The 23612-nt window shown below is 71.0% G+C and carries 17 protein-coding genes and 1 pseudogene; 11 read left to right on the top strand and 7 right to left on the bottom strand.

Annotated elements, in window-relative coordinates:
- The first annotated feature begins 120 nt into the window (after positions 1–120).
- Complete coding sequence (locus MYF83_RS17610; RefSeq protein ID WP_248961534.1) at positions 121–5610, top strand: ATP-binding protein; 5490 nt, start codon at positions 121–123, stop codon at positions 5608–5610.
- 83 nt (positions 5611–5693) lie between these two features.
- Here the strand turns inward: MYF83_RS17610 and MYF83_RS17605 are convergent, their stop codons facing one another.
- Positions 5694–6626, bottom strand: coding sequence for an aldo/keto reductase (locus MYF83_RS17605; RefSeq protein ID WP_248961533.1), 933 nt, complete (start codon positions 6624–6626; stop codon positions 5694–5696).
- A gap of 636 nt (positions 6627–7262) precedes the next feature.
- Here MYF83_RS17605 and MYF83_RS17600 point away from each other — a divergent pair.
- Together MYF83_RS17600 and fmdA are read left to right on the top strand one after the other, a co-directional pair.
- Positions 7263–7544 carry an FmdB family zinc ribbon protein gene (locus MYF83_RS17600; RefSeq protein WP_248961532.1) on the top strand — a complete coding sequence of 94 codons (282 nt, stop codon included), beginning with the start codon at positions 7263–7265 and terminating at the stop codon, positions 7542–7544.
- Positions 7545–7580: 36 nt separating this feature from the next.
- Positions 7581–8837: a formamidase gene (fmdA, locus tag MYF83_RS17595; protein WP_248961531.1), complete on the top strand. Its 1257-nt coding sequence runs from the start codon at positions 7581–7583 to the stop codon at positions 8835–8837.
- Positions 8838–9246: 409 nt separating this feature from the next.
- On the opposite strand, the gene MYF83_RS17590 is transcribed toward fmdA, so the two are convergent.
- Together MYF83_RS17590 and MYF83_RS17585 are read right to left on the bottom strand one after the other, a co-directional pair.
- Positions 9247–10515: an RNA polymerase sigma factor gene (locus MYF83_RS17590; protein ID WP_248961530.1), complete on the bottom strand. Its 1269-nt coding sequence runs from the start codon at positions 10513–10515 to the stop codon at positions 9247–9249.
- Between the two features lie 4 nt (positions 10516–10519).
- On the bottom strand, positions 10520–10867 hold the full coding sequence (locus MYF83_RS17585; protein ID WP_248961529.1) for a YciI family protein: 348 nt from the start codon (positions 10865–10867) through the stop codon (positions 10520–10522).
- A gap of 166 nt (positions 10868–11033) precedes the next feature.
- Here MYF83_RS17585 and MYF83_RS44310 point away from each other — a divergent pair, with 166 nt between their 5' ends.
- Positions 11034–11558, top strand: coding sequence for an SDR family NAD(P)-dependent oxidoreductase (locus MYF83_RS44310; protein WP_372500182.1), 525 nt, complete (start codon positions 11034–11036; stop codon positions 11556–11558).
- Between the two features lie 92 nt (positions 11559–11650).
- Here MYF83_RS44310 and MYF83_RS17575 read toward each other — a convergent pair whose 3' ends face one another.
- The gene (locus MYF83_RS17575) at positions 11651–12118 is read right to left on the bottom strand and encodes a MarR family winged helix-turn-helix transcriptional regulator (RefSeq protein ID WP_248961528.1); all 468 of its coding nucleotides are present in this window, start codon (positions 12116–12118) and stop codon (positions 11651–11653) included.
- 84 nt (positions 12119–12202) lie between these two features.
- Between MYF83_RS17575 and MYF83_RS17570 the strand changes: the two genes are divergently transcribed.
- The 3 genes from MYF83_RS17570 to MYF83_RS17560 are packed head-to-tail and all read left to right on the top strand — an operon-like array spanning position 12203 to position 15464.
- Positions 12203–12850 carry an FMN-dependent NADH-azoreductase gene (locus MYF83_RS17570; RefSeq protein WP_248961527.1) on the top strand — a complete coding sequence of 216 codons (648 nt, stop codon included), beginning with the start codon at positions 12203–12205 and terminating at the stop codon, positions 12848–12850.
- A 59-nt stretch (positions 12851–12909) separates the two neighbouring features.
- Entirely contained in the window at positions 12910–14799 is a 1890-nt protein-coding gene (nhaA, locus tag MYF83_RS43800) for a Na+/H+ antiporter NhaA (protein WP_248961526.1), read from the top strand.
- Between the two features lie 29 nt (positions 14800–14828).
- Entirely contained in the window at positions 14829–15464 is a 636-nt protein-coding gene (locus MYF83_RS17560) for a pyridoxamine 5'-phosphate oxidase family protein (protein WP_248961525.1), read from the top strand.
- 128 nt (positions 15465–15592) lie between these two features.
- Here MYF83_RS17560 and MYF83_RS17555 read toward each other — a convergent pair.
- Positions 15593–16899: pseudogene (locus tag MYF83_RS17555) on the bottom strand (RNA-guided endonuclease InsQ/TnpB family protein).
- Positions 16900–17030: 131 nt separating this feature from the next.
- On the opposite strand from MYF83_RS17555, the gene MYF83_RS17550 reads away from it, so the two are divergent.
- The 4 genes from MYF83_RS17550 (at position 17031) to MYF83_RS17535 (ending at position 20895) form a co-directional block, all read left to right on the top strand.
- Positions 17031–17783, top strand: a complete 753-nt coding sequence (locus tag MYF83_RS17550) for a hypothetical protein (RefSeq protein WP_248961523.1) — start codon at positions 17031–17033, stop codon at positions 17781–17783.
- Positions 17784–18061: 278 nt separating this feature from the next.
- Complete coding sequence (locus MYF83_RS17545; RefSeq protein ID WP_248961522.1) at positions 18062–19210, top strand: type III polyketide synthase; 1149 nt, start codon at positions 18062–18064, stop codon at positions 19208–19210.
- Positions 19211–19327: 117 nt separating this feature from the next.
- Positions 19328–19885 carry an isoprenylcysteine carboxyl methyltransferase family protein gene (locus MYF83_RS17540; RefSeq protein ID WP_248961521.1) on the top strand — a complete coding sequence of 186 codons (558 nt, stop codon included), beginning with the start codon at positions 19328–19330 and terminating at the stop codon, positions 19883–19885.
- The gene (locus MYF83_RS17535) at positions 19882–20895 is read left to right on the top strand and encodes an NAD(P)/FAD-dependent oxidoreductase (RefSeq protein WP_248961520.1); all 1014 of its coding nucleotides are present in this window, start codon (positions 19882–19884) and stop codon (positions 20893–20895) included. The genes MYF83_RS17540 and MYF83_RS17535 overlap by 4 nt, the downstream gene beginning before the upstream one ends.
- An 11-nt stretch (positions 20896–20906) precedes the next feature.
- On the opposite strand, the gene MYF83_RS17530 is transcribed toward MYF83_RS17535, so the two are convergent.
- Both MYF83_RS17530 and MYF83_RS17525 read right to left on the bottom strand, forming a co-directional pair.
- A complete protein-coding gene (locus tag MYF83_RS17530; protein WP_248961519.1) occupies positions 20907–21683 on the bottom strand; it encodes a DUF2267 domain-containing protein in 777 nt (258 codons plus the stop codon).
- Between the two features lie 140 nt (positions 21684–21823).
- On the bottom strand, positions 21824–23506 hold the full coding sequence (locus MYF83_RS17525; protein WP_248961518.1) for a DEAD/DEAH box helicase: 1683 nt from the start codon (positions 23504–23506) through the stop codon (positions 21824–21826).
- Positions 23507–23612 lie beyond the last annotated feature (106 nt).

The following is a 23612-nucleotide window of genomic DNA, read 5'->3' as shown; positions in this document are numbered from 1 at the left end:
ACTCCGGCCGCGAAGCACGCTTAGTCCCCGCCATTCCGGTATCCGGGGGCAGCCGAGAGTATGTATCCCGGTTAGGGCGGGGACGGCCGCCGTGTTCATCGCCTTCGAAAGGCCCGCTCAGTGTTCAGTCGTGTCGCCATCGTCAACCGCGGTGAAGCCGCCATGCGGCTCATCCACGCCGTTCGGGACCTAGCCGCGGAGACGGGGACACGGATCGAGACCGTCGCCCTGTACACGGACTCCGACCGGACGGCCACGTTCGTCCGCGAGGCGGACATCGCCTACGACTTGGGGCTCGCCGCGAACCGGCCCTATCTGGACCACGCGGTCCTGAAGAGAGCCCTGGTCGAGACCGGTGCGGACGCGGCCTGGGTCGGTTGGGGTTTCGTGGCGGAGGACCCGGCGTTCGCCGACCTGTGCGCCGAGATCGGCGTGACGTTCGTCGGCCCGAGCGCCGAGGCGATGCGCAAGCTGGGCGACAAGATCGGCTCGAAGCTGATCGCCGAAGAGGTCGGTGTGCCCGTCGCGCCGTGGAGCCGCGGTCCGGTGGAGACGCTGGAGGACGCGAAGGCGGCGGCGGACCGGATCGGCTACCCGTTGATGCTGAAGGCGACCGCGGGCGGCGGTGGTCGTGGTATCCGGATGGTCTCCAACGCCGACGAGCTGACCCAGGCCTACGAGCTGACGCGCCAGGAAGCCGCGCGCGCGTTCGGCAGTGGCGTCGTGTTCCTGGAGCGCCTGGTGACCGGCGCCCGGCACGTCGAGGTGCAGGTCATCGCGGACGGGCAGGGCACCGCGTGGGCGCTGGGCGTGCGCGACTGCTCCGTGCAGCGGCGCAACCAGAAGATCATCGAGGAGTCCGCGTCCCCGGTCCTCAACGCCGAGCAGGTCGCCGAGCTGAAGGCGTCGGCCGAGCGGCTCGTGCTCGCGGTGGACTACCAGGGCGCGGGCACCATCGAGTTCCTCTACCACCCCGGTGAGCGGCTGTTCGCGTTCCTTGAGGTCAACACGCGCCTGCAGGTCGAGCACCCGATCACCGAGATCACCACCGGCGTCGACCTGGTGAAGGCCCAGTTGCACGTCGCGGCGGGCGGCAAGCTCGAAGGTGACGCGCCCGAGGAGTGGGGTCACGCCGTTGAGGCGCGCCTCAACGCCGAGGACCCCGACCGCGACTTCGCGCCCTCACCCGGCCGGATCGCGCGGCTGGCGCTGCCCAGCGGCCCCGGTATCCGGGTGGACACCGGGTTCAGCGAGGGCGACGTGATCCCCGCCGACTTCGATTCGATGATCGCCAAGATCATCGCGCATGGCCGTGACCGCACGGAGGCGCTGGCCCGCCTGCGCCGCGCGATGACGCAGACGACTGTCATCATCGAGGGCGGCGTGACGAACAAGGGCTTCGTCCGCATGCTGCTCGACGAGCCCGCGGTGATCGACGGGTCCGCCGACACCGGCTGGATCGACCGCGTGCGCGCCCGGGGCGCCCTCGTGTCGCACCAGCACTCAGCGATCGCGCTGATCGCCGCCGCCATCGAGGCCTACGAGGACGAGGAGGCCGTGACGCGGCAGCGCTTCCTGTCCACCGCGCACGGCGGCCGTCCGCAGTCGCAGCACGAGAGCGGCCGCGCGCTGGAGCTCAAGCTCCGCGACGTCGACTACCGCGTCCAGGTCGCCCGCACCGGCCGCCACCGGTTCCGCATCGGCATCTCGGCGAGCGGCCCCGAGCACGCGGCCGACGTCGACATCGAGCGCTTCGACGAGCACAGCGGCCAGATCACCGTCAACGGCGTCCGCTTCAGGGTCGTCGCGAGCACTCACGGCCCGATCCACCTGGTCGAGGTCGACGGCGTCACGCACCGGATCAGCCGCGACGAGGGCGGCATCGTGCGTTCGCCCGTGCCCGCGCTCGTGGTGGCCACGCCGCTGCAGGCGGGCGACGAGATCGAGGCCGGTGCGCCGCTGCTCGTGGTCGAGAGCATGAAGATGGAGACCGTGCTGCGCGCGCCGTTCCGCGGCCGCGTGCGGGAACTCGCGGTGTCGGTGGGCAGCCAGGTGGAGACGGGCACCCGCCTGCTCCGCCTGGAGCCGCTGGGTGACGGAGACGCGGCGGCCGGTCCCGCGGCCGCGGCCAAGGAAGTCGAGCTGGATCTGCCGTCCGAGCCGGTGGACGTGCCCGCGGCCGAGCGGGCCGCGCGTGGTCTGCAGGACCTGCGCAGCCTCCTGCTGGGCTTCGACATCGACTCACAGGACGAGAAGCGCCTGCTCGCCGACTACCTGGCCGCGCGCGCCGAGCTCGTTGCGGAGGGCGAACACGAGCTGGCCGGTGAGGTCGAGCTGCTGCGCCTGTTCGCCGACCTGAGCGAACTGAGCCGCAACCGGCCCGCCGGCGAGGAGTCGAAGTCCGACTCCTCGGTGCACAGCCCCCGCGAGTACTTCCACACGTACCTGCAGTACCTCGACTCGGACCGGTCCGGGCTGTCGGAGAGCTTCCGGCAGCGGCTCACGCACGTGCTGTCCCGCTACGGCGTCGAAGGCCTGGACCGCACGCCGGAGCTGGAGGACGCGGTCTTCCGGATCTTCCTGGCCCAGCAGCGCGCGTCCGCCGACGTCGCCGTGGTGACGACCCTGCTGCGCCAGTGGGTGAAGGAGGCCCCGCCCGCCGAGGCGGACCGCGTCACCGTCGGCCTGGCGCTGGAGCACCTGGTCGCCGCCACCCAGGTCCGGTTCCCGGCCGTCGCGGACTTGGCGCGCGGCGTCGTGTTCGTCTGGTTCGCCCAGCCGCTGCTGCGCCGCACCCGCGCCAAGGTCTACACGGCCGTGCGCAGGCACCTGCGCCACCTCGACCAGCACCCGGACGCGCCCGACCGCGCCGAGCGGATCTCCGCGATGGTCGCCAGCGCCGAGCCGCTCGTCCGGCTGGTCGGCCAGCGGATCGGCCGCGAAGGCGCGGACCCCGTGCCGCTGCTGGAGGTGCTGAGCCGCCGCTACTACGGCAACCGCGCGCTTAGCGACATCCGGGTGAGCAAGGTGGCGGGCTGCACGTTCGTCGTCGCCGGCCACCGCACCGCGACCGGCGACGGCCGCGTCGTGGCCACCGCGGTCGACTTCCCGGCGCTGGCCGAGGCGGTCAAGGCGGTCGACGAGTTCGCCGGTGACGGCGAGCTGGTGGCGGACGTCTACCTGACCTGGCCGGACGGTCCGAGCGACCCCGACGAGATGGCCACGCGCCTGCGCGAGGTCCTGGTCGCCCAGCAGCCGTCGAACCGGGTCGGCCGCATCACCACGACCGTCGCGGGCAACAGCGGCGCCGTGATGCACCCCCACTTCACCTTCCGGCCGTCCGCGCACGGCTTCGTGGAGGAACGGCTGCTGCGCGGTCTGCACCCGCGCATCGCCGAGCGCATGCAGCTGGAGCGGTTGCGCGACTTCGACCTCACCCGGCTGCCCTCGCCCGACGAGGAGGTCTACCTCTTCCGGGCCGCGGCACGACAGAACCCGTCCGACGAGCGCCTCGTCGCCCTGGGGCAGGTCCGCGACCTGACCCCGTTGCGCGACGACGAGGGCAGGCTCGTCGCGCTGCCCGCGGCCGAGGACATCCTGGCCACGTGCCTCGACGCGATCCGCCGGGCCAAGAAGCCCGGCGCGAAGACGTCCGCCACGAACCGGATCGTCATCTACGTGTGGCCGCCGACCGACCTCTCGCCGGACGACCTGAACACCGTGGCGAAGCGCGTGTTGCCGACGACGGCGGGCGCCGGCCTGGAGGAGGTGCTGTTCCTCGGCAGACGCCGCGACAGCGCCACCGGAGAGCTCGTCGACATCGCCGTCCGGATCGGCTACGACGTGGGCTCCGGCGTGCGGCTGTCCATCGTGCCGCCGCCGACCGAGCCCATCGAGCCGCTGGACGACTACCGCCAGGAAGTGCTGCGCGCGCACAGCCGCGGCACGCACCACCCGTACGAGCTGACCGGCATGCTCGCCGGGCCGTTCGGCTCGTTCACCGAGTACGACCTGGACGAGCACTCGAAGCTGGTGCCGGTGAACCGGCCCAAGGGGCGCAACACCGCGGCGCTCGTCGCGGGTGTCGTCAGCACGCCCACGCCGCGCCACCCGGAGGGCATGACCCGCGTCGTGCTGCTGGGCGACCCGACGAAGGCGCTCGGCGCGCTGTCCGAGCCCGAGTGCGCGCGGGTGATCGCCGCACTCGACCTGGCCGAGCAGATGCGGGTGCCGCTGGAGTGGTTCGCGCTCTCCGCGGGCGCCCGGATCTCGATGTCGTCCGGCACCGAGAACATGGACTGGGTGGCGGCCGCGCTCAAGCGGATCGTGAACTTCACCCAGGACGGCGGCGAGATCAACATCGTGGTCGCGGGCATCAACGTCGGCGCCCAGCCGTACTGGAACGCCGAGGCCACGATGCTCATGCACACCAAGGGAATCCTGGTGATGACGCCGGACTCCGCGATGGTGCTGACGGGCAAGCAGTCGCTCGACTTCTCCGGCGGTGTGTCGGCCGAGGACAACCATGGCATCGGCGGGTACGACCGGATCATGGGCCCGAACGGCCAGGCGCAGTACTGGGCGCCGGACATCCGCGGTGCGCGGGAAGTCCTGATGTCGCACTACGACCACAGCTACGTCGCGCCGGGGGAGATCTGGCCGCGCAAGACGGTCACCAGCGACCCGGTGGACCGCGACGTGTCGACGTTCCCGCACGCCGTGCCGGGCAGCGACTTCACGACAGTGGGCGAGATCTTCTCCCTCGAGTCCAACCCGGACCGCAAGAAGCCGTTCGACATCCGCACAGTCATGCGCGCGCTGTCCGATCAGGACCACCCGGTGCTGGAGCGGTGGTCGGGCATGGCCGACGCGGACACCGCCGCGGTCCAGGACGTCCACCTCGGTGGCCGACCGGTGTGCCTGCTGGGCATCGAGTCCCGGTCCGTGCCGCGTCGCGGATTCCCTCCCACCGACGGCCCGGACACCTACACCGCGGGCACCTTGTTCCCGCGGTCGTCCAAGAAGGCCGCTCGGGCCATCAACGCCGCCAGCGGGAACCGTCCGCTGGTCGTGCTGGCCAACCTGTCAGGGTTCGACGGGTCGCCCGAGTCGATGCGCAAGCTGCAGCTGGAGTACGGCGCGGAGATCGGCCGCGCGGTGGTGAACTTCAAGGGCCCCATCGTGTTCTGCGTGATCTCGCGGTACCACGGCGGCGCGTTCGTGGTGTTCTCCAAGGCGCTCAACCCGAACATGACCGTGCTCGCGGTCGAGGGCTCGTTCGCCTCGGTGCTCGGCGGTGCTCCGGCCGCCGCGGTGGTCTTCGCGCGCGACGTCGACAAGCGGACCGGCAACGACCCCCGCGTGCTCGCGCTCGCCGCCCGCGTCGCGGAGGCGCCGGCTGCCACGCGGGCCGCGTTGGCCGCCGAGATGGCCGAGCTGCGGTCGTCCGTGCGGGCCGAGAAGCTCACCGAGGTGGCCACCGAGTTCGATCGCGTGCACAGCATCCAGCGGGCCGTCGACGTCGGCTCGGTGGACGCGATCATCAGCTGCGCCGAGCTGCGGCCGCAGATCATCGAGGCGGTCGAGAAGGGCCTCGCCCGACAGGTCTGACCTGGTCCCGAAACCGGACGCCCGCACCTTTTCGCGCGTGCACCGCTGAACGATCAGGGCGGGCCGTCCGGGGCCGTACCCGTTCAGCGGGCGAGGTGCGCGACCGCGTCCACCTCCTCGGGGGACAGCGTCCAGACCGAACCCGCATTGGCGGCGATGTGCTCGGGCTTGGTGGCGCCCGCGATGACCGACGCCACCGACGGCTGGGCCAGCAGCCAGCCGATCGCCAGCTCGACGACGGTGTGGCCACGATCGGCGGCGAACGCCTCGAAGGCCTCGACCTTGGCGAAGTTCTCGTCGGTGGCGATGCTGGAGGCCCGCTCGGCGTTGCCGGCGAGGCGGCTGCCGGATGGGAACTCCTGGTTCCTGCGGTACTTGCCGGTCAGCATGCCGGAAGCCAGCGGGAAGTAGGGGACGACCCCGAGGCCGACCGCCGTGGCCGCCGGCACGACCGACTCCTCGACGTCGCGGGACAGCAGGCTCCAGTGGATCTGCGTGCCGGTGAACCGCGCCCATCCCTTGTCGGCGGCCACCGCGGCCGCCCGCTCGATCTGCTCGGCCGAGAAGTTCGAGCTGGCGATGTGCAGGACCTTGCCCTCCCGCACCAGCTCGTCCATCGCCTCCAGCACCTCCTCGATCGGCGCGTCCGCGTCGGGGAAGTGCTGATAGTAGAGGTCGATGTGGTCGGTGCCGAGGCGGCGCAGACTGCCCTCCGCCGAGCTGCGGATGTGGTCCCTGAGCGTCCCGGGCCGGTACGGCTGGTCCGCGGAGCGGGGCAGGAACTTCGTGGCGATCACGACGTCGTCGCGGCGCGGGCCGAGCGCGGCGCCGAGGAACTCCTCCGATCTTCCGCCGCCGTACATCTCGGCCGTGTCAAAGTGGGTTATACCTGCGTCCAGCGCCGCGTGCACGACAGCGGCCGACGCCGCCGCGTCGATGCGCGCGCCGAAGTTGTTGCAGCCGACCCCGACCACCGAGAGCTCGGGGCCACCGTCGCCCAGAACACGCTTATCCATGATCACACCTTTCCCGATTTTCTCTACGCATCATGACATTTCGGACATCACGCCCATGCGCGAGGGTCGGGTGAAGGGGTTCCAGGCGGGCGGCCACCTCCCGGTACCGGGCCACGGGGACCAGATGCACCCCGTCGAAGGCTCCGGAGTGGCGGATCCGAAGGATGTGCCCGCAGGTGGCCGCGCGGTGATGGCGGGGCCGTGGTCGTGGATCGATCCAGGCTTCGGCCCTGGGCGGCCGGTCCTTCGCGCCCTCGCCCCAGAGACGCCGCGGCGCAGCGCAGCGCTGGTCGCGCACCTTGGCGACTCTCGCTCGTGCCACTCGGCGCCGGAGGCCGGGCAAGGCGGAGTTGCCGTGTTACCGCACTCGCGCCAAGCCCTCATAACTGACAACGATTTCAATCCATAGAAGAACCAAAGGTCACGCGGGCGACTTATCTTGCATGGGTTTACCTATGGACTAAGCGATCTACCTCATTGTGCGAGCAAGTTGGCGGAAGTGAGATCGATTGCATTTCATTCACACGTTAAATTGCGGATACATCCGACTCTAACCCTGTTTCCCGAGGTCGCGCCGGGTAGAGAGGGGCGCGACCCGGGAAGGAATGGTTCGAACTCGCTCGAAGGGCGCATGCTATGGCGATATATGCCTATCGGTGTCCGCATTGCTCTGAAATCGAGGTCAATTTTCCGATCGGCACCGCACCCGCTGCGGTGCCGTGCCCGAACTGCGGCGCGGCCTCGGTCCGGGTGTTGTCGGCTCCGATGCTGGCGCGCACTCCGGCCGCCATGCACGCTCAATTGCAGCGCGCGCAGCGCAGCGCCTCCGAGCCCGAAGTCGTCACGTCCCTGCCGCGGCGCCGCGGCGGAGGCGCGGTGGCCGCCCATCCCGCCACCAGCCGCCTGCCGCGGCCGTGACCGTCTCTGTCTCGCAGCGCCGAAAGGAATCCAGCCGTGCCAGAGTTGATTTTCCCGCTCGACTCGAATAAGAGGTTCACCGACCAGGCCAAGATCGGTCACAACCGGTGGCACCCCGAGATCCCGCCCGTGGCATGGGTCAAGCCCGGCGACAGCTTCCGGGTCCACTGCCGGGAGTGGTTCGACGGCGCGATCCACAACGACGACTCCGCCGAGGACATCCGTGATGCCCCGTTGACGACGGTGCACGCGCTCAGCGGCCCGTTCGCGGTCGAGGGGGCCGAGCCGGGCGACCTGCTGGTCGTGGACATCCTCGACGTAGGGCCCATCCCTCAGGAGGACAGCGGCCCGCTGGCCGGTCAAGGCTGGGGTTACACCGGAATCTTCCCGACCAAGAACGGCGGCGGGTTCCTCACCGAGCAGTTCCCCGACGCCTACAAGGCGATCTGGGACTTCTCCGGTCAGACCGCCACATCGCGCCACATCCCGGCGGTGTCGTTCACCGGCATCGTCCACCCCGGGCTCATAGGAACCGCGCCGTCGGCGGCGCTGCTGTCGAAATGGAACGCGCGGGAGTCGGCGCTGAGGGCCACCGACCCGCTGAGAGTGCCGCCGCTGGCCCTGCCTCCCGAGCCCCGGGACGCCGTCCTCGGCTCGGTGCCCCCGTCCGAGTTCGACCGGATCGCGGCCGAGGCGGCCCGCACCGCGCCGCCGCGGGAGAACGGCGGAAACCAGGACATCAAGAACCTCACCAAGGGCTCCCGCGTGTTCTACCCGGTGTTCGTATCCGGTGCGAACCTGTCGGTCGGCGACCTGCACTTCTCGCAGGGCGACGGCGAGATCACCTTTTGCGGTGCCATTGAGATGGGCGGCTTCCTCGACCTGCGGGTCGAGGTCATCAAGGAGGGCATGCAGACGTACGGCGTCGGCGAGAACGCCATCTTCATGCCGGGCCGCACCAGCCCTCAGTACAGCGAGTGGCTCGCGTTCTCCGGGGTGTCCGTCACCCTGGACGGCGAGCAGCGCTATCTCGACTCACACCTGGCCTACCAGCGGGCCTGCCTGCACGCGATCGACTACCTGACGGCGTTCGGCTACCGCCCCGAGCAGGCGTACCTGTTGCTCGGCGCCGCGCCGATCGAGGGCCGGCTGTCGGGGGTGGTGGATATCCCCAACTCCTGCGCCACCGTCTACCTGCCAACCGCGATCTTCGACTTCGACGTCCGTCCGGGCGCGTCCGGCCCGGTCCGCGTGCCACAGGGCACCAGCGCACCGCATGCCGGCTTCGACTGAACCACTGACCGCCCGTGCCGCACCCGACCACCGAATCAACCTGCACCTCCTGTCGGGGATCTGCGCCGGCCTGCACCGGCTCGGTCATGACTTCCTCCTGAATTCAGCCGGGAAAAGGCAGGCTAAGCACTTCTGGAAGATCAACGCATGAATGAAGTTTCAATCGATACAGAAATGACTCTCAATACAGTGCGACAAATCTAATTAATTGGCTTGGACCGTTACAACATCGACCAAAATACTCAAGTAGCTACAATATATTAGATACCCTGCTAATGCGGTGGAGATCCACCATGACATCCGTCAGGCTTTCCTCGGCTTCACCTAGGCAAGGGCCTGGTCGCGGTGCATGTCGAACTCTGCTCAGGCAGGAGGTGGACGTGATGTCGAGGGTGGTGGATTTCCTCCGTTACGTGTCGGCTGGGTCGGGGGTTGTGGTCGCTTGCAGTCTGCGGCGCAGGTGTGCTTGGTCGGGTTCGGTGCCGGCGAGGTCGAGTGCCTCCTGGTAGGCCGCCGCGGCCTCGGGGAACCGTCCGAGGCGCTGCAGCAGGTCCGCCCGGGCCGCCGGGTAGGGGTGGTGGCCGCGTAGCCGAGGCTCACCGGCCAACTCGTCGAGCAGCGCCAGGCCTGCCTCCGGGCCGTCGCGCATCGCCACCGCCGCGGCGCGGTTCAGCGCGACGACCGGGGACGGCGCGAGGCTGAGCAGGACGTCGTAGAGCGCCACGATCTGCGGCCAGTCGGTGGTCGCGACGTCCGCGGCCTCGTCGTGCAGAGCGGCGATCGCGGCCTGGACTCCGTACAGGCCGGGCGGTCCGCCGGTCAGCGCGACGAGCACCAGGTTGCGGCCCTCGTCGATCATCGCGCGGTCCCAGCGGCCGCGGTCCTGGTCGTCGAGCAGCACGAGTTCGCCGGCCGGACCGGTCCGGGCGTCGCAGCGCGCGTGGACCAGCAGCATCAGCCCGAGCAGTCCGGCGACCTCCCGTTCGGCGGGCAGCAACCTGCGCAGGATCCGCGCCAGCCGGATGGCCTCCTCGGCGAGGCCGGGCCGCTGCAGATCCGGGCCCGAGCTGGCCGCGTAGCCCTCATTGAAGATCGAATAGACGACCTGGAGCACGCCCGGCAGGCGCTCCGGCAGCTCGTCGGCACCGGGCACCCGGAACGGGATGCGCGCCTCGCGGATCTTCTTCTTCGCCCGCACGATCCGCTGGGCCATCGTCGCGGACGGGACCAGGAACGCCCGAGCGACCTCGGGCGTCGTCAGCCCGCCAAGGCAGCGCAGGGTCAGGGCCACGCGATCGTCGGCGGGAAGAGCCGGGTGCGCGCAGGTGAAGAACAGCTGCAGCCGCTCGTCGGGCAGATCGCTGTCCGCGTCCGCAGGCGGGGCGGGGGCGGCCCGCTCCACCTCCACCTGCAGGACGGCGAGCCGGGCGGCGTAGGCCTGGTCCCGCCGCAGCCGGTCGACGGCCCGGCGCCGCGCCGTCGTCAGCAGCCAGGCGCCGGGCTTGGAGGGAACGCCGTCGACCGGCCAGTGCACCAGCGCCGCCTCGATGGCCTCGGAGGCGACCTCCTCGGCCAGGTCGAGGTCGCCGAAGCGGCGGACCAGGGAGGCGAGCAGCCGGCCGTGTTCCTCCCGGAAGATCGACTCCACGGACGACGTGGCACCGGCCTGCTCGTCCACCGGGTCAGTCCTCGAACTCGGCGATGGGCCGCACCACCACCGAACCGCCGTCGCGCGCGCCAGGGCAGCGGACGGCCCAGTCGAGCGCGACGTCGAGGTCCGGCACGTCGATGACGATGTATCCGCCGAGGACCTCCCGGGTCTCGGCGAACGGCCCGTCGGTGGTGACGATCCGGTCGCCTTCCGGGCCGACCCGGACCGTCGTGGCGGTGGTCAGGTCCTTAAGCGAGTGCCCGCCGACCAGGATCCCCGCCTCCTTCAGCGTCTTGTCGTAGACCACCCAGTCCTCGAAGACGCACTGGTCGGCCGCGTCGGCCGTCGCGCCGCTGTAGATCAGCAACATGTACTTCATGGTCGGACTCCTTTGTGTTCCATTGTGTTCTCGCGCTACCGGTCGCCGTACACCATGACGACGAACGGGACCCGGCCGGATCGACACACCCCCCGAAGATCTCTCAAAGGACGAGCGCGTCGGCGGACAGCGGCGCGGCCGCGGGCGGCGGACAGCGGCGGGGCCGATGCGGAGAGCGAGTGACCGGCCGCTGGCCCTGGTCACCGGGGCCGGTCGTACGGCGGGTATCGCGGCGGCCGTCGTTGGGTGGCTCGCCGAATCAGGTTGGGACGTCGCCTGGCTGCTCATCCGTGAATACGGCCTCCGGCACCGGGTTCCGTTCGGCGAAGGGCGGATCGTGGGCCTGACCAGCGACCACACCGTCTTCAACCTGCCCTATGGCGCGAGCAAGGCGGCCCTGGACCGGATCACGATCGCGGCGGCCAGGGAGCTCGCCCACCTGGGCGTCACCGCGAACGTGATCAACCCCGGCCCGACCGACACGGGCTGGATCGTTCTCCTACCGGTTCGACGACCCGCTGCGGCCCGCCGAGATCCGGAAGCTCCGGACCAACCTCGGCGCGCTGGGCGTCACCCCGTACCACCTCGCCCGGCGCAAGCGCCCGATCGTCTTCACCGACCTGGTCCACGGTGGGACGACCTGCTCGTATCTGTACCGATTCCTGCGCGACTGGATCGGCGACGCACATGAGCCCTGGAGCGTCGTCCGCCTCAAGCTGCGTTTCCTCGGCATCACCTCGCGGACGAAGACCAGCCCCAACACCTGGCGCTGGTGGCGAGCGCTCAGTCGGGTATGGCCTCGGTACAGCTGACGACGGTGCCGGTGGCCGCGCGCTGGAGCAGGTTGTAGAGGGTCTCGCGCTCGGCTTCGTCGAGCGCGCCGAGCACCTCGTCTTCGGCCACGGCCAGCGCGCACTCGGCCTCCTGGAGTCGTCTGGCGCCCGTCTCCGTGAGCTCGACGACGTGGCGGCGGCGGTCCTCGGGGGCGCGCCGACGCTCGACCAGATCTTCGGCCTCGAGCTCGTTGAGCAGCCCGACGATGTTCGTCCCGTCCATCTCGAGCGTGGTGGAGAGCGCCTGCTGGGTGCTGCCGCCGCGGGCGCGCAGCACCGTGAGGGCGACGAGGTGGCGTGGCCGCAGGCCGAGCGGCGCCAGCACCGACTCGGCGCGCAACCGCATGCGGCGCGCGAGGTGATCGAGCAGCGCGCCTGAGCGGTGCACCGCTTCGTCGATGACGGGCTGGGAGGCCATGGGCCCAGTCTAACCGAGTTGACAGCTCATCGATGTGCCATTAATGATTCGTCCTACACCAACTATCTGCGAAGGATTAATGAGATGGCTCATCTGCTGCACATCGACTCGAGCATCCAGGGCGACCGCTCCACCAGCAGGAGGCTCAGCGCCCGGGCCGCCGCCGCCTGGCGGGCCGCGCATCCCGGGGGCACCGTCACCTACCGCAACCTCGGAGCCGACCCGCTGCCGCATCTCGACGAGGCAGGCGGCCTGGCGCGGATGGTGCCGCCCGACCAGCACACCCCGGCCCAGGCCGCCTCCTGGGCGCTGACCGAACGACTGATCGGCGAGGTGAGGGAGGCCGACACGATCCTGCTGGGGGTTCCGCTCTACAACTTCGGCGCGCCGAGCAGCATCAAGTCCTGGGTCGACCACCTCATCGCCCCCGGGCTGTCGATCGATCCCGCGACCGGCTCCGGCCTGCTCGGCGGCCGCGAGCTCATCGTGCTCGCCTCGCGTGGCGGCGGCTACGGCGCCGGGACGCCTCGCGAAGGATGGGACCACGCCCAGCCGTGGCTTCCGCACGGCCTGTCGATGACCGGCCTCGCGCCGCGATTCATCACGGCCGAACTCACTCTCGCCGAGGTGACGCCGGCGATGGCCGAGTTGATCCCGCTGGCCGCCGAGAGCCTCGCGGCGGCGGAGCGGGAGATCGACCGGCTCTGGTCCAGGGCGTCGGTCCTCGCCTAGCAGTCCGGCGAGCCGGTGATCTCGGGAATGTCTGAGGGGCGCCGGGTGTCGGATGAGGAGTGACCGAATCCCGGCAGACGTCCCCGTCGTTCCTCGGGAGGACCGCCTGGGCGCGACGTTTCGATACGCCGCTACGCGAGTTCCTCCGCACCGAGACCGGCAGCGCGGCGTTCCTGCTCGCCGCCACGGTGGCCGCGCTCGCGTGGGCCAACATCGACATGCGGTCCTACGCGGGATTATGGGGGACGCGGCTGTCGGTCCAGATCGGGGACTTCGGTCTCTCCCAGGATCTGCGGCACTGGGTCAACAACGGGCTGATGACGCTGTTCTTCCTGGTCGTCGGCCTGGAGGCACGGCGCGAGTTCGACATGGGAGAGCTGCGCGACCGGCGGCGGCTGCTGCTGCCGGTCGTGGCCGGCGTAGGCGGCATGATCGTGCCCATCGCGGTCTACCTGCTGGTGAACGCGGGCCATCCCTCCATGCACGGCTGGGGCGCGGCGATGTCGACGGACACGGCGTTCGCCATGGGGATGCTCGCCCTGGTGGCCGCCCGCTTCCCGGCCCGGGCGCGCACCTACATCCTGACCGTCACCGTCGTGGACGACCTGGTGGCGCTCTGCGTCATCGCGATCTTCTACAGCGAGCACGTCACGGCGCCCGCGCTCGTGTCCGCTGTGGCGATCTTCGCGGTGATGCTGCTGGTCAAGCGCACGGGCCTGCGGTCCGGCGTGGTCTACGCGGCCTTCGCGCTGGCGGTCTGGGTGGCGCTGTTCAGGTCCGGGGTCGAACCGGTGGTCATCGGCCTGGCCATGGGGTTGCTGACCTACGCCTCGCCGGCCGCGCGGGATGACCTGGAGCGGGCGACGGACCTGTTCCGGCTCTTCCGCGAGCAGCCGACGCCCGAGCTGGCCCGGTCGGCCAGCGCGGGGGTGGCCAAGGCCGTGTCGCCGAACCACCGGCTCCAGCAGCTCTACCACCCATGGACCAGCTACGTGATCGTGCCGCTGTTCGCGCTGTCGAACGCCGGGATCGCGATCAGCGGCGACTTCCTCGTCCGGGCGCTGACCTCCCCCATCACGCTCGGGATCCTGTTCGCCTACGTCATCGGCAAGCCGGTCGGCATCATCGGGTCGACGTGGCTGGTCTCCTGGCTGAGCCGCGGGCGGGTGCGCCCGCCGGTCGGCTGGGCCGCGGTCGCGGGCGGTGGCACCATCGCCGGGATCGGCTTCACCGTGTCGCTGCTGATCGCCACGCTCGCGTTCACCGGGCCGCAACTGGAGGAGGCGAAGTTCGGGATCCTCGCCGCGGCGCTGTGCGCGTCGCTGCTGACCTGGGGCATCTCCCGGGTGACCGTGCGGCTTCCCTGGCGGCAGCGGACGCGGGCGCTGCTCGGCACCGCCGAGAGCATCGTGGACCTCGCCTTCCCCGTCGATCCCGGCAGGGACCATCTGCGCGGCCCGCAGGACGCGCCGGTCACCGTGGTGGAGTACGGCGACTTCGAATGCCCCTACTGCGGCCTGGCCGAGCCCGTCGTGCGGGAGCTCCTCGCCGACTTCGGCGACGTCCAGTACGTCTGGCGGCACCTCCCGCTGAACGGCGTCCATCCCTCCGCGCAGCTCGCCGCCGAGGCGAGCGAGGCGGCGGCCGAGCAGGAGGCGTTCTGGGAGATGCACGATCTGCTCCTCACCCACCAGGGCGAGCTGCTGCTCCCCGATCTGCTCCGCTACGCCGGGCAGATCGGGCTGGACGTCCACCGGTTCCGCCGCGATCTCGAGGGGCGCGCCGGCGCGGCGCGGATCGCCGAGGACGTCGACTCCGCCGACGTCAGCGGCGTGTCCGGCACCCCGACGTTCTTCGTCAACGGGCGGCGCCACCACGGCGCGTACGACATCACGACACTCTCGGCCGCCGTCCGCGCGGCCCGGGCACGGGCGGCCCTGTCGTCCTAGCGGGCGGAGAAGCGATTAAATGAGGCTTTGTGAGTGATCTGTCGGGAACAGCGCGAACGCGGCATCGGCGGCTCCGCGAGCAGGGGCGCCACGATCGGGAGGCCCTGTTCGAGGTGCTTCGCGAGGGGTTCGTCTGTCACCTGGGCGTGATCGTGGACGGCGCTCCGATGGTCGTGCCGACCGTCTACGGCTTCGATGCCGACCACGTGTACGTGCACGGGTCCGTCGCCAGCCGCAGCCTCGCGGAAGGGGCGGAGGCGTGCGTGACGATCACCCATGTCGACGGGCTGGTACTGGCGCGGTCGGTCTTCGAGCATGGAGTCAACTACCGCAGCGCCATGATCTACGGCGTCGCCCGTGCGCTGGAAGGGACGGAGAAGCTGGAGGCGCTCCGGTGCCTCACCGAGCACATCGCCCCGGGCCAGTGGGAGCATGCCAGGCGGCCCAACCGCAAGGAACTGGCGGCCACCACGATCCTGGCCGTGCCGCTGGAGGAGGCGTCGGTCAAGGTACGGCAGGGCCCGCCGGGGGACGCGGACGATCCGCACGACGTCTGGGCCGGCGTGCTCCCGATGGCGCACTCGTGGGCGCCTCCGGTGACCGCCCCGTTGGTGACCCATCCCGTACCCGGCCACGTGCGGCGCCGCATCGGCAAGCCCTTCTAGGCGCGGGCACAGGCAGGCGATGCCATCGCACATCGCGGGCCCCGATTGCGCGGAAGTGATAACGGGGCCCCGCAGCGCGTTGTGAAAAGTGCATAGAAACCCGCGTATGGCGTCGATATAACCAGGATTCACCCTTTCCCGCGTCCACGCCTTTCGGTGGGGTCCAAGGAGGAATCCTTGACCTCCTCCCCCTCGTGAACGAGGGGGATCCCAACCCTCGCGGGTCGGGTTTCCTGCTTCGCCGCCGGTCGCCCGCCAGAGAGGACTCTCTCCTTTGAGGTCTTACACCAGCTCCACAGGCGTTTCACCTCTCTGCCGGCCCGGCAGCGAGAATGTTCTTCGCGGCGTTGACATCCCGATCATGCACCGCGCCACAGCCACACTGCCAACTGCGGACATCAAGCGGCATCGACCCGGCGATCGCCCCGCACGCCGAACACAGCTTGGAGGAGGGGAACCACCGGTCGACCACGACCAGCTCCCGCCCGTACCAGGCGGCCTTGTACGCCAGCATCGTGCGGAGTTCCCGCCAGGCTGCGTCGGAGATGGCGCGGGCCAGCGAGTGGTTCTTCACCATGTTCCGCACGGTGAGGTCTTCCACGGCGATCACTTGATTATCGTGAACCAGCCGTGTGGTGAGCTTGTGCAGAAAGTCGCGGCGCCGGTCGGCGACCCGCGCGTACACCTTCGCCACCCGCACTCTCACCTTCGCGCGGTTGGCGCTGCCTTTGGCTTTGCGGGCCAGCGCCCGCTGCGCCTTGGCCAGCCGGCGCCGCTCGGCCCGCTCATGCCGCGGGTTGGCGACCTTCCCGTCGCTGTCGGTCAGACCGTCGATCGGACGCGACAGCGTGACCAGCGCGCTGATCCCCGCGTCGATACCGACCGACTCCCCGACCGGGTCCAACCGGCGGATCGTCTCCTCACAAAGGATGGCCACAAACCACCGTCCCGCCGCATCACGCGACACCGTCACCGTCGACGGCTCCACCCCCTCGGGCAACGGACGCGACCACACGATGTCCAGCGGACCGTCCAGCTTCGCCAGGAACAACTCACCATCGCGGTAACGAAACGCCGAACGGGTGTACTCCGCCGCCGCCCGCGACCTCTTCCGCGACTTGAACACCGGATACCTGGCACGTTTGGCGAAGAAGTTCGCAAACCCCGCCTGCAGATGCCGCAGCGCCTGCTGCAACGGAACCGACGACACCTGACGCAAAAACCCGAGCTCTTCAGTGCGCTTCCACCGGGTGAGCGCCGCCGACGACTCGTCGTAGGAAACCCCTCTGCCTTCCAGCAGGTAGGCGCGGGTGCGTTCCTCCAGTGCCTTGTTGTACACCAAACGGACACACCCGAACGTCCGGACAAGCTCCTCAGCCTGCTCAGGAGTCGGATAAAAGCGGTACCTGAACGCCCGCCTCACGATGCGCGCCACAGCCAGCACCCTAGACACGATCAACCGGATACGAACACCGATTCGACTCCACACCATCCGACACCGTTCCACACCGCGCCGCGTTCCCTCCCCCGCCCGAAGGCAGGGGTCTCCACACTTAAGGAGTTCGGATGAGAGTTCTCGCCCGGTCGCTCGTGACCGGCGCCGCCGTGGTGGTACTGGCGGGCGGGCTGGTGACTCCCGCTCAGGCCGCGGCCTACGACTACCATCCGAGCGACGCCGACTGGTCCGACTGCCCGCGGCTCCCGCAGAACGCGCAGGCCGACACCTGGAGCTGCATCTTCATCATCACGGTGGGCGGCACCATGAGGCTCGGCCAGATCGAGCAGGACATCTCCCAGCCGATGCGGATCACCGTCGCCCAGGGCAAGCTGTCCGACGGCAGCACGGCGGCGGCCTTCGGCAGCGTGAAGGGCGAGCGGATGAAGGTGCCGGGCGGCCTGATCGGCAAGCCCCTGGAGGTGCCGAAGCTCACCGACGTCTACGTCGAGACCCAGGGCACCGGGCGGGTCGACGCGGGCCCCATCTTCCCGACCAACGTCGGGATCAAGATCCGCATGATCCACAGCCTCCTCGGCAAGAAGTGCTACATCGGCAGCGACGCGAATCCCCTCCTGCTCAACCCGGAGGTCACCTCCCTGGAGCTCACCTCCATCGACGGCGTCCCGGTCTTCAAGGTCGCCGCCAAGGACTCGGCCTTCGCCGTGCCCAAGGCGAGCGGATGCGGGCTCAACTGGGGCCTGATCAACACCGCGGTGAACGTCCGGGCCGGCCTGCCCTCGCCCAGCGGGAAGAACTCGGCCGAGTTCCAGTGGTTCGTCCGCGGCAAGTCCTACACCGAGCTGCCCGGCCTGGCCTCCTGACCCGCCGGCGGCCCACGACGGCCACCCCTCCAAGGTGACGGGAAGGCGCCGGTCCCACCCAGGGACCGGCGCCTTCCGCCTTGACCAGGGGCCGGGTGCATGGCACTCCGTCGTCGTGCCACCGGCCGCTCACTGCCTGATCGCCGACCTCCCCCATCGCCGCGTCCGCCACGCCCGAGGACGCCGGTTGCGGTGTCCCGTCCGGTAGGTCAGGTATGCGGATGGGCGCCGTGGGCAAGACACAGGTGTCCTCCACTGTCAGCGAACCGGGAATCCATATGACCCGAATTGCCGCTGTCCGCGGTGCCCTCCCTCCGAACCGCTACCCCCAGACAGAGATCACGGACACGTTCGCTCGCATATGCCTTCCCCCCGGCGCCGACCGGCGGCTGCTCGACCGGCTGCACACCTCCGCCCGCGTCGGGCACCGCAACCTGGTGCTGCCGCTCGAGCAGTACGCCAAGCTGGACGGGTTCGGGATGGCCAACGAGATCTTCATCGAGGCGGCCGTCGAGCTGGGCGCCGAGGCGGTGGGCGCCGCGCTGGAGGCGGCCGGGCTGACCCCGCGTGATGTCGACATGATCATGTTCACGTCGGTGACCGGCATCGCCGCCCCCTCGGTGGACGCCAGGCTGGCCGGCCGGCTGGGCCTGCGCCCCGACGTCAAGCGGGTGCCGGTGTTCGGCCTCGGCTGCGTCGCGGGCGCGGCGGGCATCGGCCGCCTCCACGACTACCTGCGCGGGTGGCCCGACCACGTGGCCGTGCTGCTGTCGGTCGAGCTGTGCTCGCTCACCCTGCAACGCGGGGACTCCTCCCCCGTCAACCTGGTGGCCAGCGGCCTGTTCGGCGACGGCGCGGCCGCCGTCGTCGCCTGCGGCTCCGGCCGCGCCGTGCCCGGGAGCGAAGGCGCGTCCGTGCCCGGGAGCGAAGGCGCCGTCGGGAGCGGGGGCATGCCCGGGACGGGACCGACGCCCGGCGGCCCGGACGCGGCCGGACCGACCGTGATCGCCACCCGGAGCCACCTGTACCCGGACTCCGAGGCCGTGATGGGCTGGGAGGTCTCCGACACCGGGTTCCGGGTGGTGCTCGACACCACCGTTCCGGAGGTCGTGCGCACCTACCTGGCCGACGACGTCCACGGCTTCCTCGCCGACCACGGGCTGACGGCCCGGGACGTGACCGCCTGGGTGTGCCATCCCGGCGGCCCGAAGGTGCTGCAGGCCGTCGCCGAGACCCTCGACCTGCCCGACGGCGCCCTGGACCTCACCTGGCGGTCGCTCGCGGACATCGGCAACCTGTCCTCCTCCTCCGTGCTGCACGTGCTGCGCGACACGCTGGCCCTGCGCCCGCCGCCCCCCGGCACGCCGGGGGTCCTCATCGCGATGGGCCCGGGATTCTGCTCCGAGCTCGTCCTGCTGCGCTGGTAGCGCCGGGTGCCCTTCTCGCCGCACACTCTCCTGGCAGCCGGGCCCCTGTCGGCTCCGGACATCTCATCCGCGTTGGGAGCCCTCCCTCTGGCCTCCGTGCCCGTATCGTCGCAAGGCATGTCGATGTGGTACCTGCTGCTGGTCCTGCTCGTCGGCGTCGAGCGCCTCGCCGAGCTGGTCGTCGCGCGTCGCAACGCCCGCTGGAGCCTGGCCCGGGGCGGCCGGGTCTTCGGACGCGGCCACTATCCCTGGATGGTCGCCCTGCACACCGGCCTGCTCGCCGGCTGCCTGCTGGAGGCCGGCCTCGCGGACCGGCCTTTCGTGTCCGCCCTGGGCTGGCCGATGCTGGTCCTCGTTCTCGCGGCCCAGGCCCTGCGCTGGTGGTGCATCACCGCGCTGGGCCGGCAGTGGAACACCGAGGTCATCGTCGTGCCCGGCCTTCCGCTGGTCACGCGCGGGCCCTACCGCCTGCGGTGGCTGCGCCATCCCAACTACGTGGCGGTGGCCGTGGAGGGCGCGGCGCTGCCACTGGTGCACAGCGCGTGGGTGACCGCCGTGACCTTCACCGTGCTCAACGCCGTCCTCATGGTGGTGCGGATCCGCTGCGAGGAGACGGCTCTGGCCTCGCTCACGCCAGGACCCGCGAGCCACGCCGCCGGTGAGGCGACGGCGTGATCGACGTCCTGGTCGCGGGCGGCGGGCCCGCCGGTCTGGCGACCGCCATCCACGCCGCCCTGGCCGGCATGGAGGCCGTGGTCGTCGAGCCCCGCTCCGCGCCCGTCGACAAGGCGTGCGGCGAGGGACTGATGCCGACCGGCGCCTCCGCCCTGCGGTCGCTCGGCGTGCGCGTGGAGGGATGGCCGCTGCGCGGCATCCGCTACCTCGACGAGCGGCACCGCGCGCAGGCCGAGTTCCGAGAAGGACCGGGACTCGGCGTGCGCCGCACCCGCCTGCACGCCGCCCTGGCCGAACGCGCGGCCGAGGTGGGGGTGAAGGTGGTGCACGGACGGGTCGAGGGCGTGCGGCAGCACCCGGACTCGGTGGAGGCCGCCGGGATGCGGGCCCGCTGGCTGGTCGCCGCCGACGGGCTGCACTCCCCGCTGCGCGGCCGGCTCGGCCTTGAGGTGGCGAGCCGTGGCCCGCGCCGGTACGGGCTGCGCAGGCACTACCAGATCGCCCCCTGGACGGACTTCGTCGAGGTGTACTGGGCGGCGCGCGGCGAGGCGTACGTGACGCCGGTGGGACCGGACCTGGTCGGCGTGGCGGTGCTGAGTTCCGAGCGGCGCGGCTACGACGAGCACCTGGCGCAGTTTCCGGCGCTCCTCGCCCGTCTGGAGGGTCCGGCGGCCACCTCGGTACGCGGCGCCGGACCGCTGCGGCAGCGCGTCCGCGCCCGGGTCACCGGACGGGTGCTGCTGGTCGGCGACGCGGCGGGATACATGGACGCGCTCACCGGCGAGGGAGTCTCGCTCGGGCTGCTGTCGGCCCGGGCCCTGGTCGGCTGCCTGCGCGCGGGCCGGCCGGAGGCGTACGAGCGGGCGTGGCGGCGGCTGTCCCTGCGTCACCGGCTGCTGACGGGCGCGCTGCTGGCCGCCCGCAGGCGTACCGCCTCTGCGCGGCTCATCGTCCCCGCCGCACGCCGTCTGCCGGCCGTCTTCACCGCCACCGTCAACGCGCTGGCCTGACAGGTTCGGGGTCAGGCGTGGGCGAACTCCTCGATGTACACGCGGGGCAGCTCCGAGGTGAGGTCGTGGAACTCCTTCTCGGTCACCGCGTCATGTACGGTCGACAGGACCGCTCGCGCGTGCTCGCGGGCCTGGTCCACCGAGACTCCTTCCCGCTCGGCGACGAGGGCGAGGAACTCGTCGAGCGACATGGCCCTGGCGACGCCGTGGGTGCGCTCCTTGCCCCGTTCCAGCGCGGGCCCCAGCTCGGGCGGCAGCTCCTTGATGAGGTCGCGGACCTCTCCCCCGGCGATACGCTCGGCGAGGGTGTCCAGGACCGCCTCGGCGGCGCGGCGGGCCCCCTCCTCGTCCAGGCCGGCCCGGTCGGCGACCCGGCTGAGGAACTCCTCGTACGGCATCACCGGGACTTCGGGGCGGCGGCCCTTCTCGATGAGCGGCCAGAAGTCCTTCGGCAGCTCCGACACCGCGTCCTCGAACTCCTTGGCCGTCACCGCCCGGCTCAGCGCGGCGAACACGGCCACCGCGTGCCGCTCGGCCGTCTGGACGTCGGTGCCCTCGCGCTCGGCGACCCGGCGCAGGAACTCGTCGGCGTGGAACTTCTCCCGCTGGTGATCCACCGGCAGCCACCGCGCGGCCTCCGGCGGCAGTTGCTCTGCGAGGTCGCGCGTCTGCCCGTTGGAGAGCCGCTCGGCGAGCGTCCGCAGCGTGGCGCGGGCGGCGGCCTCGGCGGCCTGCCGGTCCACCCCTGCCTCACGCTGGATGATCGAGAGAAACCGGTCGTAGTCCATGACGATCCATTCGCCTCGGTTTCTTTCGACGCTACGTGGCCGAGGGTGCGCCGCGTCCCCGGCCGGCCCCAAATCGCCCCCATGCGCGCGCGGGCGGCGGCCGATCCGGGGTCAGAGCCGGGCAAAGCCCGTGCCAGAGGCTAGCGCGACTCGAAGCGTTCGCGCCGGACGGTGACCTTCTTGCCCTTGATGGTGGTCTGGCGGAGGGAGGTGATCACGTCGTCCGCGGCGTGGTCGGGGACCTCGACGAGGGAGAAGCGGTCGGCGATCTCGATGGCGCCGATGTCACGGCCGCTGAGCCGCGACTCGTTGGCGATCGCGCCGACCAGGTCCTGCGGGCGGACGCCCCCGGCGCGCCCCGCGCCGATGAAGACGCGGGTCATGCCGGTGGATGGCCCGCGGCCGCGGCGCTCCTCGCGCCCGCCCGGCTCGCGCCGCCCGCGCCCGTCGCGCTCGGGCCGCAGCGGCACCTCCGGGATCTCCTCCTCGTCGGCCGCCGCGCCGCTCGCCTCGTGCGCGAGCTTCACCGCCGCCATCGCGATCTCCACGAGGTCGAACTCGTCGGCGAGCGTGTCGACCACGACCCGGAAGTGCTCCAGGTCGTCCTCGAGCATGCTCTCCTCCAGCGCCGACCGGGTGAGCTCCAGCCGCCGGGCCCGCAGGTCGGCGACCGTCGGGACCTTCTCGACGGTGATGCGGCTCTTGGTGACCCGCTCGATGGTCTTGAGCATGCGGTGCTCGCGCGGCTCGGCGAGCGTGATGGCGACGCCCTCGCGCCCGGCGCGCCCCACTCTGCCGATGCGGTGGACGTAGGACTCGGGGGCTGAGGGGACGTTGTAGTTGACCACGTGGGTGAGCTGCTCGATGTCCAGGCCGCGGGCGGCCACGTCGGTCGCGACCAGCAGGTCGGCCGTGCCGGCGCGCAGCCGCGCCATCACGCGGTCGCGCTGCTCCTGCCCCATGCCGCCGTGGAGCGCCTCGGCGCGGTAGCCGCGCCCGTTCATGGTCTCGGTGAGGGTGTCGACCTCCTCGCGGGTGCGGCAGAACACGATCGCGGCCTCTGGGGCCTCGACGTCCAGCACCCGCCCGAGGGCCGTCGGCTTGTGCGCCCGCGGCACGACGTAGGCGCTCTGCCGCACGCGCGGCGCCTCGCCGGGAGCGGCGGTCTCGCGCTCGATCTGGATGCGCACCGGGTCGGTGAGGTGCTGGCGGGCGATCGAGTTGATGCGCGGCGGCATCGTGGCGGAGAACAGGACGGTCTGCCGCTCCTCGGGCGTCTCCTGCAGGATCGCCTCGATGTCGTCGGCGAACCCCATGTCGAGCATCTCGTCGGCCTCGTCCAGCACGACGATCTTCAGCGCGTCGAGGTTCAGCGTCCTGCGGCCGATGTGGTCGAGCGCGCGGCCCGGGGTGGCGACCACGACGTCGACGCCGCGCTGCAGCTCCCTGAGCTGCCGCCCGATCGGCTGGCCGCCGTAGATGGGCAGGACGCGGGCGCCGAGGTCGCGGCCGTAGCGGTGGATGGCCTCCGACACCTGGACGGCCAGCTCGCGGGTGGGCACGAGCACCAGCGCGAGCGGACGCCCGTCGCCGCCGCCGCCCGGCATCTGCTGCAGGATCGGCAGGGCGAACGCCGCCGTCTTGCCGGTGCCGGTCGCGGCCTGGCCGAGCAGGTCGCGCCCCTCGATCAGCGGACCGATCGCCTCGCGCTGGATCGGCGTCGGCTCCTCGTAGCCGAGGCCGATCAGCGCGCGCAGGAGCTCGGGTCGCAGCCCAAGGTCAGCGAAGCCCGATGAGTCTTCGGTGGCGTTGGGCGTGGTCATGATCGGGCTCCTCGTTCGGACGCGCATGGAATCGCTGTCGACACCATGTTCCACTGCCGTGGTCTGCTTCCCGTGCGCCGGGGTCCCACACCGGCGCGTCACCCCA

Source organism: Sphaerisporangium perillae (assembly GCF_023276435.1).
GTDB lineage: Bacteria > Actinomycetota > Actinomycetes > Streptosporangiales > Streptosporangiaceae > Sphaerisporangium > Sphaerisporangium perillae.
This window is presented reverse-complemented; position numbering and strand designations above follow the sequence as displayed.

Excerpts from the sequence above, each read along its gene's own strand:
- MYF83_RS17575 (WP_248961528.1), bottom strand. The coding sequence starts at position 12,118 with ATGGCCTCCCAGCCCGTCATCGACGAAGCGGTGCACCGCTCAGGCGCG.
- MYF83_RS17525 (WP_248961518.1), bottom strand. The coding sequence starts at position 23,506 with ATGACCACGCCCAACGCCACCGAAGACTCATCGGGCTTCGCTGACCTT.
- MYF83_RS17530 (WP_248961519.1), bottom strand. The coding sequence starts at position 21,683 with ATGGACTACGACCGGTTTCTCTCGATCATCCAGCGTGAGGCAGGGGTG.
- MYF83_RS44310 (WP_372500182.1), top strand. The coding sequence starts at position 11,034 with ATGCGGAGAGCGAGTGACCGGCCGCTGGCCCTGGTCACCGGGGCCGGT.
- MYF83_RS17600 (WP_248961532.1), top strand. The coding sequence starts at position 7,263 with ATGGCGATATATGCCTATCGGTGTCCGCATTGCTCTGAAATCGAGGTC.
- MYF83_RS17585 (WP_248961529.1), bottom strand. The coding sequence starts at position 10,867 with ATGAAGTACATGTTGCTGATCTACAGCGGCGCGACGGCCGACGCGGCC.
- MYF83_RS17605 (WP_248961533.1), bottom strand. The coding sequence starts at position 6,626 with ATGGATAAGCGTGTTCTGGGCGACGGTGGCCCCGAGCTCTCGGTGGTC.
- MYF83_RS17550 (WP_248961523.1), top strand. The coding sequence starts at position 17,031 with ATGAGAGTTCTCGCCCGGTCGCTCGTGACCGGCGCCGCCGTGGTGGTA.
- MYF83_RS17570 (WP_248961527.1), top strand. The coding sequence starts at position 12,203 with ATGGCTCATCTGCTGCACATCGACTCGAGCATCCAGGGCGACCGCTCC.
- MYF83_RS17540 (WP_248961521.1), top strand. The coding sequence starts at position 19,328 with ATGTCGATGTGGTACCTGCTGCTGGTCCTGCTCGTCGGCGTCGAGCGC.
- MYF83_RS17545 (WP_248961522.1), top strand. The coding sequence starts at position 18,062 with ATGACCCGAATTGCCGCTGTCCGCGGTGCCCTCCCTCCGAACCGCTAC.